We start from the raw sequence: 11776 nt of genomic DNA on the forward strand, positions 1-11776 counted from the left end.
AATCATGCGCTCGCCGTCTTTTCATCTTTGTTTCGTACAAAACCACCAATCAAAACAATCGATTTCCCCTTGTTTTGCTTTATTTAATCGTTCCTCTGCTTGTTGAATGGTGCGCGGTGGCGGCATAATAAGCCGATCTGCTACTAGTTCATTATGTGGCCAATTCGCTGGTGTTGCTGCTTTATACGCATCCGCTGTCTGCAACGCTTTCACCGCTCTCACAATTTCGTATATGTTTCTTCCGACTGATTCAGGGTACGTTAACATGAGACGAATCGTTCCTTCGTGGTCGACAACATATACACTGCGCACCGTTCTTGTCCCTTTCGTTGGATGAATCATCCCGAGCTGTTTCGCCACATATCCAAGTTCATCTGCAATAATCGGAAACGAAATGCGAACACGAAGCTTTTCACGAATCCATTCGATCCATTTTATATGGGAAAACACTTGCTCAACTGACAGGCCGATTAACTCTGTATTCATCTCGTCAAATTGTGGCTTCATTTTCTCAAACGCCACAAACTCTGTCGTGCAAACCGGGGTAAAATCAGCTGGATGACTAAAGAGGACAAACCAACGCCCAGCATAATCATCTGGCAATGTGATCGTTCCAACAGTCGTCACTACCGTCATCGTTGGAAAGCGGTCTGAAATAAATGGCATGCTCATCCCTCCATACGTTTTACCGTTTCATCTTATGCATCTCCCCATAGGCATGAACATTGTCCTCACTTTGTCATAATTTTGTCACAAACAAAAATACATTTCATCTTTTCAAAGCATTTCATTTTAATTAAAATACCCATAGATGTATATGCATGAGGAGGGATAGCTCTATGAGTGAAAAAATAAGTCGTCGAACGTTTTTAAAACGTTCAACAGTTGCTGGTGCAACAGCTGGGATGTTGCTTGCGACAAAAACACCGGGATACGCACAAACTGACAAATCAGACGAAAACACGTTAATCGGCTCACTTATTGACTTAACAAAATGTGATGGTTGCGCAGCTTATGACACACCATTATGTGTGACAGCTTGTAGACAAAAAAATGAACACCGTTTCCCACAGCCACAAAAACCAATCAAAGATTATTGGCCACAAAAAAAGCATGAAGACTGGTCCAACGAAAAAGACCGCACTGATCGCCTCACTCCTTACAACTGGACATACGTTGAAAAAGTGCAAGTAAATTGGAACGGTAAAACGAAAGATGTCGCTATACCAAGAAGATGTATGCATTGTCTTGATGCACCGTGTCAAAAACTTTGTCCGTTTGGAGTCATCGAAAAAACGAAACATGGAGCGGTGAAAATTGATGAAAACTTCTGCATGGGTGGGGCAAAGTGTCGTGCTGTTTGCCCTTGGGACATTCCACAACGTCAAGCAGGTGTCGGTTTATATATGAAGCTCGTTCCAGAATTAGCTGGAGGCGGTGTCATGTATAAATGCGACATGTGTGCAGATTTACTTGAAGAAGGAAAAAGCCCAGCATGTGAAACTGCCTGTCCGAGAGGAGCGATTGAATTCGGCCCGTACGAACAAATTCGAAAAAAAGCGTACGAACGAGCGAAAGAAATTGATGGCTTTATTTATGGGGATGTTGAAAATAGTGGAACGCTAACACTTTACGTTTCAGATGTACCATTCGATAAAATTGATGAAGCGATTGAAGCAAAGAAAAAAGAAGAAAATGATACTCGCTTCGGTCGTCCACATATGAAGCCTGAAGTTGAAAATATGCTAGAAACGACACACGGATATATGCTCGCCACGCTCATCGCTCCAATCGCTGGTGCAGCAGCCGCAGGCATTACTGCTTACAAAGTATTATCTGGGCAGAAGAAAAAGGAAGGGGAAAAACAACATGAGTCAAAAGAAGAAAAATAAAATTTACCGCCAACCGCTTCCGAATCGCTTCGTCCATTGGGGTGTTGCCATTTCAATCATCATGCTTATCATTACAGGGATCGGCCAAATGCCTGTATACGGTCGCTATTTAATCGTCCAGCCGTTCGGTACAAAATGGCTCACATCGTATGAGATTACGTTATTAGTGCATTACTTTTTCGCGGCAACACTCCTGTTCTTTACGACGTATCATATCGTTTATCACGTGATGAAAAAAGAATTTGACATTTGGCCGAAAAAAGGAGACGTAAAAGGTTCTTATCTCATTATAAAGGCGATGATTTTAGGGCAAAAAGAACCTCCAAGCGAAAAGTACTTACCTGAACAACGAATCGCCTACTTATATTTCGTTATTTCCATCGGTCTTGTCATCGTCACAGGCGTCATTAAAGTTATTAAAAATATTATGGGCGTTCAGCCGACAAATGGCATTTTGTTTTGGGGAGCGCAGTTGCACAATTTAGCGACAGTCATGGTCATCCTCGGTGTCGTTATGCATTTAGCGGCGTTTATCGTCAAAGAAAATCGCAAACTGTTGCCTGGTATGTTTACCGGCTATGTAGACGAAGAATATGTAAAAGAACGTCACTCGCTTTGGTATAAGGAATTAAAGAAAAGATACGAAAAGCAGTCCTAAGCAAGCGGACTGCTTTTTTATTCCTCTATGCGTTTAATTTGATTTTCTTCAATCACATGCTTTCTCATTTCGATTATCGTTCCATCTTCTTTCATCTTCCGAAAAACAACGACATCTCGTCCGTCATTTGCTTTACTTTGAGATGTTTCATACACATACCGAACTCCTTGTTCGATTACTTCACGTGTCCCAAGCCAATCTGGACACTCATTCAAAAATGGATCACTACTACGCATTTGAAGAAAATAGTTCATCGCTTGTACAGAAATATTGAGCGGCTGTTTTTCCACATAAGATGTGATCACTTTTGCATCTCGACCAATCTTTTTTAAATACTCCTTTGCCTGTTTTTCTTGCTGCTTAACAAGTTCACCATAGTATTTCTCTGCATTTAATACCTTTGAGTCATATTTTTTCGGAAACATTTTCTTAATGGATTCAACATATTCTTCTCCATCAAGTGGCTCTTCGTATGCGACAAGTTTATACTGCCCATGCTCATCGATTGAAAATGTCATCACAGTCGGAATGGCTCCGCTGCCTGATACGATGGTAAATATACGGTCTTGAAATTCAAATACACCAACACTTGCGATCGTATATGCTTTCACTTCATTTTCTTTTCGTTCTGTACCGAGAATGATGTGTCCTTCCGTAATGTATTCTCCCTTTCCATACGTTTTCCCATGTTCTTTAATCGCTTCGCTTACTGCTTTTTCAACATTTGTGGCATCTTTTAGTTCATACGAACTGGAACCATTTTCATCAAGAATAGGTATGGCATCCTTTGCTTTAAAATCGTTCCCGCCATAAAAAAGCATCGCTACAATCATGGCTACAATGAGCAAACTAAAGATTGCAAATTTCCTCATTTCTCCACCCCCTCCGTCGTACAAACAAACTGTTACAAACTATATTCCATATGCCGTTTCGTCGCCCTCATTAGACGACCAACATATAAGAAAACAGGAAAACCGATGGAAGTACATAAGGCTAACAAGCTAAAAATAAGTAGATGGTTGCCATAACCGAGGTGTTCAAGCATTAATCCTCCAATCCAAGGCCCAGCAGCATTCCCGATTGCCGTAAACCCCATAGAACCAAAATATAGTCCTTTCATATGTTGAGGTGAGATTTGGTCAATAAATATTTCAACCATCGAAAACATCATCACTTCTCCGACGGTTAATACAAACATAGACGCAAATAACATCGGAACAGCAGTGAATAAACCAAATCCGAGAAGACCTAAAGCTACCGCACCAATGCCAAGCATAATCGATGTTAATGCAGAATAATGCTTGCCAATTCTTGAAACAGGATACTGTATAACGAGCACAGTAATGGCATTAAAGACGATTAAATAAGAAAAAAGCTGTACACCATCTTTATATTGCGAAAAATATTGTGGAATCGTTGAATTAAATTGTGAATACCCAGTAACACCGAGAATCATTCCGATCACAGCGAATAAAAAAACGCGATCATTCCCTAATACGTTGACAGCGTTTTGAAGCGTTACACGTTCAGATGCATCGCTATGTTTTTCAATCGCATATTTTGAAAAAAGTACGATGAGTAAAATAAAATAAAGAAAATAGACAAAAGAAGTGATAAAAAAAGCGGCTGTTGATGACGAACTACCGGTTTTTAACCCCACTAATGGACCAATTGCTGCCCCTACATTAATCGCAGCGTATCGCAAGTTAAACACGAGCAATTTATTTTCTTGGTTTGTCACTTGCGATAGCAATGATCGCGAAGACGGTTCAAAAAACGAGCGACATAATCCGTTTAATGCATTTAATAGAAAAAAAGTAAAAACGCTCTCAGCAGTCGCAAAACCAATAAAAACAAATCCCCACATAAAAAGCGACATTTTCATCACTTTTTCTTGTCCATATCGATCAGAAAAATACCCGCCAAAGAACCCGCCAAACAACCCAACAATCGAGCTGATCCCAATCATCGCTCCGGTTAATGAAGCGCTAACCCCTTTGACACTCGTTAAATAAATGGCTAAAAACGGAATGGTCATAAACATCGCCATTCTTGCAAATAATGTTCCGATAATAATCGTTATGCTGATCGGATGTAGTTTTTTTATGTTCCCCATAATTCCCCTTCTATCTTAAAAATGAACTTTGTTTAAGATTATATTATACTTTAGAACAAATTAACAATATTTTAATAAAATTGTAGACATATACGTGACAGAAAACACCATTATTGTCACGCAGAAGAGCGATTTCACAAATGAAAAAGGAAAGGAGATGCCCTTTCCTTTTTATCAATGTTTTCCTAGTATTTACTAACCTCTAACTTCGCGACGCACTCGACGTGCACAGTATGAGGGAACATATCGACAGGTTGGACTTCGAGCGTTTGATAGCCGCCGTCTTCTAACATGCGCAAGTCACGAGCGAGGGTGGCTGGGTTGCACGAGACGTAGACGATGCGCTTCGGTTTCATGGCGATCATCGTCTGTAATAACGTTTCGTCGCAGCCTTTGCGCGGTGGATCGACGACAATACAGTCCGCTTTTACTCCTTGCTCGTACCATTTCGGAATGACGACTTCGGCCTCTCCGACCTCAAATTGTACATTTGTCATGCCGTTTAATGCAGCGTTTCGCTTTGCGTCTTCAATCGCTTCGGGAACAACTTCGACCCCGTATACTTTTTTTGCATTTTTCGCTAAAAAGAGCGAAATCGTTCCGATGCCACAGTAGGCGTCAATAACTGTCTCCTTTCCAGTCAACTCTGCATATTCCAACGCTTTTTCGTATAACACTTTCGTTTGTTCCGGGTTTACTTGATAAAATGAACGGGCAGAAATCGCAAAACGAATGTCGCCGATATAGTCATAAATATATTCCGAGCCCCAAAGGACGCGCGTCTGTTCTCCCATAATGACATTTGTTCGCTTCGGGTTTATATTTTGCACGATCGCCTTCACATGCGGTACGCGTTTTACAATCTCCTCAACGATTTTGTTTTTATGCGGCAACTCCTCAGTACGAGTAATGAAAACGACCATGACTTCTTTCGTCGTTGCCCCGTAGCGCGCCATAATATGCCGAAGGACGCCTTTATGCGTTTGTTCGTTGTAGACTGGAATGTTATACCGCTCGCAAATGTGTTTGACCGTTTGTACAACGATATCGTTCATTTCTTGCTGGATCAAACAGACATCCATATCAATAATATCATGGCTTCTTTCTTTATAAAAACCTGCGACAAGCCCACCTTCACGCTCACCGACAGGTACTTGCGCTTTGTTTCGATATCGCCATGGCTCATTCATGCCAAGGACGGGATGAACGATCGCATGTTCCACTTTTCCGATACGCGCCAATACTTCTTTCACATGTTTATGTTTCGCCTTCAATTGCCCTTCATAGCTAAGGTGTTGCAACTGACAGCCCCCGCATTGCTTATAAACGGTGCACAGTGCCTCTACACGATCTGTGCTTCGTTCGTATAATTCGATTAAACGGCCGTAGCCGTATCCTTTTTTTACTTTAATGACTTTAATTTTCGCTTTTTCTCCCGGGAGCCCATTTGGAACAAAAATTGGAAAGCCATCAATTTTTGCCACACCTGCCCCGTCGTGTGTTAAATCTTCAAATATAACATCGTAATACTCGTTTTTTGCCACTGGTGCTTCCATGTTTCTTTCTCCTTCCGCAAAATGCTGTCAAGATTGTAGCATAGTCAAACAAAAAAGAACAGGATTACCCCCCTGTTCTCATTTGTTCAGCTTTTTCTTTCGGAACAAATACGTTGATATGACGATACAAATTGACAAACTCTCCCGGAAGCATGCCACCATACTCGCCATCTAAATTGAGTTGCATATTTTCTTCTGTATATACTTTAACTCGATTTGCTTTCGTATAAATGATGTGCGGATCATGAATATGCTCACCGCGTAGAGCCAGTGTCGCAATTTTAATAAACTCTGCTAAGTTCGCTTCTTTTAAAATAATTAAATCAAACATACCATCATTTAATGATGAATTAGGTGCTAGTTTTTCAAAACCACCAACCGAGTTCGTCAGCGAAACGAGAAACAGCATGACAGCCCCTTCAAACATTTTCCCATCGTACTCGATTTTTACGTGAACAGGGTGCAAGGAAGGAAGCATTTCAATTCCTTTTAAATAGTAGGCAAGTTGGCCAATCATCGTCTTTAATTTACTTGGCACTTCGTACGTTAATTCTGTCAAACGTCCGCCACCTGCGATATTAATGAAATAATGTGTTTTTCCTTCGTTTGTTACCGCCCCAATATCAATTGGCACGGCTTCCCCGTTTACGATGACATCACATGCTCCTTCAATCGAGCGCGGCACACCGATCGCTCGGGCGAAATCGTTCGTCGTACCAACTGGAATAATGCCTAGGTTTGGTCGATACGTTGCATCAGCTAGCCCGTTGACGACTTCGTTAATTGTTCCGTCTCCACCCGCAGCAATAACGAGGTCAAATTCGCGTTCAACCGCTTTTCTCGCCGCCTCTGTCGCATCTCCTGCCCCTGTTGTTGCGTGACATGACGTTTCATAGCCGGCTTGTTCCAATCGAATAAGTACATCAGGTAAATGCTTTTTAAATATTTCCCTTCCTGACGTCGGATTATAAATAATACGTGCTCGTTTCATCCCCATCATCCTATTTGTTTTATTTTTCCACTATTTAACATCATACCAAATTTTCATTTATGTTGCAACGAACAAAAGAAAGCCGACTCAAACGAGCCAGCTTACGTCAACATTTCATACCAAATTTTTATCACAGTCGCTACAATTAATACAAGTAAAATATACTCGAGCACTTTCGTATTTATTTTTTGACTTAGTTTTGCTCCAATTGGAGCGGCTAGTAAACTAGCAATAACCATCACAATCGATGGAACGAGAAGCATATGTCCGCCCATTATTTTCCCGACCGTCGCTCCAATCGATGAAATAAACGTAATCGCCACAGATGAACCGATCGCAATGCGTGTCGGCACTTTTAAAATGACGAGCATAATCGGAACAATAATAAACGCTCCTGCCGCTCCAACAATGCCAGAAGCAACTCCGACGATAAACGATAACACAACTGCATACAAGCGATTAAATGTGAGTCGCTCTGCTGATACTTCTTCGCTTCCTTTTGGTTTTGGAAAAAACATTAATATCGCCGCGATCGACGCTAAAATGGCGTACACAAAGTTAATCGTCTCATCAGCTAAAAACTTCGAACCGTATCCCCCGATAAAGCTACCGATAACAATGGCTGTTCCCATATAGCCGACAAGTCGAAACGATACGTATCCACCTTTTTTAAATACAAAGAGCGCAGCTAGCGTCGAGAAAAACACTTGTACCGCACTAATGGCCGCTACTTCTTGTGCCGTAAAAGCGACAAAACCAAGAAGCGGAGGAATGTATAAAAGCATCGGATATTTAATGACTGAACCGCCGATGCCAACCATCCCTGATAAAATGGACCCAATTGCACCAATAAGGAAAAGAACGAGCAAATAGGAAACTGTATATTCCATCACGAAACGCTCCCTTTACACTAAATCCGCAATATGATTTTTTAAGGCGTATTGAATGAGCTCATGTTTTTCTTTAATGCCGAGCTTTTGCATAATGTTCGTTTTATGATTTTCTACTGTTTTCGGGCTAATTTTTAACTTGTTTGCGATTTGGTTGTTCGTATACCCTAAAAATGTCAGACGAACAATTTCTCGTTCACGATTTGTGAGCGGGGATTTCGGCTCTTTTTCCGCAAACATTTTTTCAAGATGTTCGTCAGGAATATGTGTGCGATAAAACCGTTTTCCGCCGTATACAGCTTGCAATGCTTCGTATAAATCGTTTGTTTGGCTATTTTTTAACAAATAGCCATGAATGTTATATTGAATCGCTTTTTGCACATATATTTCTTCATCATGCATCGTCAAAACGATAATTTTCACATCTTCTAATTCATCCATAATCGTTTTTGCAGTTGTAAATCCATCAAGCCCTGTCGGCATCGAAAGATCAAGCAAAATAACATCTGGATGGTGCTTTAATGCGAGCGTAATCGCATCGCAACCGTTGCTTGCCTCCCCGACAACTTCTACGTCCGGAAAACCTTCAAGAAGCAAACGAATGCCTTTACGGATCAAATCATGATCATCAACGATTAACACTTTCATCCTCTCCGCCCTCCTCTAACGGTACGCGTACAAAAATGGTTGTTCCTTTTGTCGGTGCTGATGTAATCGTTGTTTCCCCCCCAAGGTGAAAAACGCGTTCTTGAATATGTTTTAACCCAAGTCCCTCGCGCTTTTCTTCAACACGAAACCCAACGCCGTCATCTTCGACCGATACGAGTAATTCTCGTTCTGTTTGTTTAATTGAAACACGCACCTCTGTTGCTTTAGCATATTTCATAACGTTATGCAACGCCTCTTGAATGATGCGATATAAATTAATTTCCATCGTCGGTGATAAGCGTGTGTATACGTTCGTTTGAAATGAAAATGACGTATTGGGCATTTTTGATTGAAGCGAATGAATAAGCGACTGAATTGTTGGGATTAATCCAAGCGCATCTAAACTTTTCGGACGAAGTTGTTGGGCATATAGCTTTACATCTTCCATGACACGCCCAAGTTCTTCACGCACTTCTTTCACATATGCATGTAGCTTTTCATCTTGTATACGTTGAATAATATTATCTAAAGCGATAGAAATGCTGTAGAGCGACTGACCAACGCCGTCATGCAATTCTTGTGCTAAGCGTTTATGCTCTTCTTCTTTTGCTTCAGTTAGTTTTTTTACCATCCACTTCGAACGACGTGCTTCCTCTTCTTTTTTCTTCGCTGTTTGATCGCGTAAAACGAGCAAATAATATTTCGCATCATCTTGTTCGAGAATGAGCGCTGTACTCATTTCCACATCAATCAAATGTCCGTGATACGTCGGCATTTCCGATAAAAAATACGGTACCTCTTCGGTTGAAATTAAATAACATCGCTCTTCCCCTTCTTTCACATCGCGCTGTTGGCAAAACGAGCAATACGGTACTTTTTCGCCAAGTTGCCAACCAGTCAGCCGCTTGGCAGCTGGATTCATTTCGACGATCGTTCGCTCATGGTCCATGACAATAATTCCATCTTGAATATACGCAAAAATTTTATCTAAAAATTGCATGTTCTCACCTCTCTTTCATTATAAGAGGGGAGTAAGATGAAAAGAAAGGACTGACAACGTCAGCCCTTATGATTGCTTCACAACAGGAAGCTTTTCTCTCGTCCACGCTAAATATCCGCCTTTTAAGTTGAGTACTTGTTTGAATCCTTTTGCTTGCAAAATGCTTGCGCCAATTGCTGAACGCGCACCTGAACGGCATTGAACAATATACGTTTTTCCTTCTGGGAGCTCATGTAAACGGTCCGCAAGCGTACCAAGCATAATATGTTGTGCACCTTCAATGTATCCTTCGTCCCATTCTGCTTGATTGCGTACATCAACGAGATGATAGCGATCATCGTTTAAATATTGTTGTAGTTGATGGACATCAATTTCTTCGTAGCTTTCCACTTCACCGCTTAAGGCAACGGATGGCTCGATGTATGCTACAACGCGATCTAATCCGATATAAGCAAGCGCCTTGCGAATCGCTTGTACATCTTCTTGATTAGCGATTAACACGATATCTTGATCATAGTTAATTAACCAACCCGCCCAGTTTGTAAATGACTTGTTAAACGGAATGTTGATTGCTCCAGCATAATGTGCCTTCGCAAACTCTTGAGACGGACGGACATCTAAAATAAACGCTCCGTTTGCTTTATATTCGTCAAGTTGTTCACGTGTTTGTAACGACAGTACTTCTTCTTCATTTAAATATGCAGGTCCAATTTTGTTTACTTTCTTCATCATCGCAAAATATTTCGGTGGCTCTGGTTGACCTGTAAGCAATAATTTCACAAATTCTTCTTCATCTTCAATTTTCAACGCCCAGTTGTTCAATTTTTCATATCCAACCGTTGAAACAGGAACGGCTCCAAGCGCTTTTCCGCATGCGCTTCCTGCCCCGTGTGCTGGCCATACTTGTAAGTAATCCGGGAGCGCTTTGAATTTTTTCAACGATTGGAACATTTGACGAGCGCCAACATCTGCTGTACCAGCAACTCCAGCTGCCTTTTCAAGTAAGTCCGGGCGACCAATGTCACCAACGAAAACGAAGTCACCTGTGAAAATACCCATTGGTTCTGTTGAACCGCCGCCTTTATCTGTTAAAATGAACGAAATATGTTCTGGTGTATGACCTGGTGTATGAAGCACTTTAAACTCCACATTACCTACTGTAAAAACGCTTCCTTCTTTCACAAGCTCGTAATCGACTTCATCTAAATATTGATATTTCCAGTTCGCATCTCCTTCATCAGATAAATAAAGTTTTGCCCCACAACGTTTTGCTAATTCTTTCGCTCCTGAAACGAAGTCCGCATGAATGTGTGTTTCTGTTGCGGCAACAATTTGCAATCCTTCTTTTCTCGCTGTGTCGATATACCAATCCACATTGCGACCTGGATCAATAACGATCGCTTCTCCTGTACGTTGACAACCAACTAAGTAAGACATGTGCGCTAATTGCTCATCGAAAAATGAACGAAATAACATCTACATCCCCTCCAAACTATTTATGTTTGCTTGCTACATCAAGTAGCGTTTCTATATATTTCACCCCATCTTGAATCAATGGGTGTTTTAACAAACGGTACATGCGTAATAGTGATACATGAGATGAGTCGCGTTCACGTTGAAAGCGTTCGTTTGTTTCTTTTAAAATGTTCAATCCTTTTTCAATTGGAACAATATCTTTTGCTCCTTCTATCGCATATGCCATCGACTCACGATCGTTGATGACGCTTGTCGCGAACGAAATGAACTCTTCTGCCTTTTGCAACCATTGAACGAGCGTCGGCAACAGTTGAATGAGGGTTGCAAGTGCTTCGATGTGCTCTGTTGTCAATCGAAATGGCGCTGTTTTTTCCTCAAATTCTGTAAACAACGCTTCAAGCGACTGTTTATCGTTCATGACATGCTGAACAACTGCGATTTTTTCTTCTACCGATTCCATCGCTTCTTTTAGTTGTGGGAGTTTTTCAATAAAATAACGGAGAGCCTCTTGTTGTTCTTCATTTTCAATTAGTTGTAACATATTCTCCC

12 protein-coding genes are annotated in these 11776 nt (G+C 41.2%); 2 read left to right on the forward strand and 10 right to left on the reverse strand.

Going from position 1 to position 11776, the window contains the following annotated elements; genetic code table 11:
• Positions 1 to 21: 21 nt before the first annotated feature.
• Positions 22 to 666 (reverse strand): peroxiredoxin, encoded by a 645-nt coding sequence (locus HNQ84_RS07545; RefSeq protein WP_435621699.1) that lies wholly within the window; start codon positions 664 to 666, stop codon positions 22 to 24.
• A gap of 173 nt (positions 667 to 839) precedes the next feature.
• Here HNQ84_RS07545 and HNQ84_RS07550 point away from each other — a divergent pair, with 173 nt between their 5' ends.
• Both HNQ84_RS07550 and HNQ84_RS07555 read left to right on the forward strand, forming a co-directional pair.
• A complete protein-coding gene (locus HNQ84_RS07550) occupies positions 840 to 1892 on the forward strand; it encodes a 4Fe-4S dicluster domain-containing protein (protein ID WP_032100996.1) in 1053 nt (350 codons plus the stop codon).
• Positions 1870 to 2550 (forward strand): formate dehydrogenase subunit gamma, encoded by a 681-nt coding sequence (locus HNQ84_RS07555; RefSeq protein WP_055441763.1) that lies wholly within the window; start codon positions 1870 to 1872, stop codon positions 2548 to 2550. Before HNQ84_RS07550 ends, HNQ84_RS07555 begins: the two co-directional genes overlap by 23 nt.
• 17 nt (positions 2551 to 2567) lie before the next feature.
• Here the strand turns inward: HNQ84_RS07555 and HNQ84_RS07560 are convergent, their stop codons facing one another.
• From HNQ84_RS07560 to HNQ84_RS07600, 9 genes are all read right to left on the reverse strand, one after another.
• On the reverse strand, positions 2568 to 3422 hold the full coding sequence (locus HNQ84_RS07560; RefSeq protein ID WP_435621700.1) for a transcriptional regulator: 855 nt from the start codon (positions 3420 to 3422) through the stop codon (positions 2568 to 2570).
• Positions 3423 to 3454: 32 nt separating this feature from the next.
• The gene (locus HNQ84_RS07565) at positions 3455 to 4666 is read right to left on the reverse strand and encodes an MDR family MFS transporter (protein WP_435621701.1); all 1212 of its coding nucleotides are present in this window, start codon (positions 4664 to 4666) and stop codon (positions 3455 to 3457) included.
• 185 nt (positions 4667 to 4851) lie between these two features.
• On the reverse strand, positions 4852 to 6222 hold the full coding sequence (rlmD, locus tag HNQ84_RS07570; protein WP_435621702.1) for a 23S rRNA (uracil(1939)-C(5))-methyltransferase RlmD: 1371 nt from the start codon (positions 6220 to 6222) through the stop codon (positions 4852 to 4854).
• Between the two features lie 64 nt (positions 6223 to 6286).
• Positions 6287 to 7213, reverse strand: a complete 927-nt coding sequence (locus HNQ84_RS07575) for a diacylglycerol kinase (RefSeq protein WP_435621703.1) — start codon at positions 7211 to 7213, stop codon at positions 6287 to 6289.
• A 101-nt stretch (positions 7214 to 7314) separates the two neighbouring features.
• On the reverse strand, positions 7315 to 8103 hold the full coding sequence (locus HNQ84_RS07580) for a sulfite exporter TauE/SafE family protein (RefSeq protein WP_435621704.1): 789 nt from the start codon (positions 8101 to 8103) through the stop codon (positions 7315 to 7317).
• A gap of 15 nt (positions 8104 to 8118) precedes the next feature.
• Positions 8119 to 8751: a response regulator gene (locus HNQ84_RS07585; RefSeq protein WP_435621705.1), complete on the reverse strand. Its 633-nt coding sequence runs from the start codon at positions 8749 to 8751 to the stop codon at positions 8119 to 8121.
• Positions 8732 to 9751 carry a PAS domain-containing sensor histidine kinase gene (locus HNQ84_RS07590; RefSeq protein ID WP_435621706.1) on the reverse strand — a complete coding sequence of 340 codons (1020 nt, stop codon included), beginning with the start codon at positions 9749 to 9751 and terminating at the stop codon, positions 8732 to 8734. The genes HNQ84_RS07585 and HNQ84_RS07590 overlap by 20 nt, the downstream gene beginning before the upstream one ends.
• Before the next feature lie 66 nt (positions 9752 to 9817).
• Positions 9818 to 11227 (reverse strand): MBL fold metallo-hydrolase, encoded by a 1410-nt coding sequence (locus HNQ84_RS07595; protein ID WP_435621707.1) that lies wholly within the window; start codon positions 11225 to 11227, stop codon positions 9818 to 9820.
• A gap of 16 nt (positions 11228 to 11243) precedes the next feature.
• A complete protein-coding gene (locus tag HNQ84_RS07600) occupies positions 11244 to 11768 on the reverse strand; it encodes a hypothetical protein (RefSeq protein ID WP_032100990.1) in 525 nt (174 codons plus the stop codon).
• Positions 11769 to 11776 lie beyond the last annotated feature (8 nt).

The organism is Anoxybacillus eryuanensis, from assembly GCF_051200995.1.
GTDB classification, from domain to species: Bacteria; Bacillota; Bacilli; order Bacillales; family Anoxybacillaceae; genus Anoxybacillus; species Anoxybacillus tengchongensis.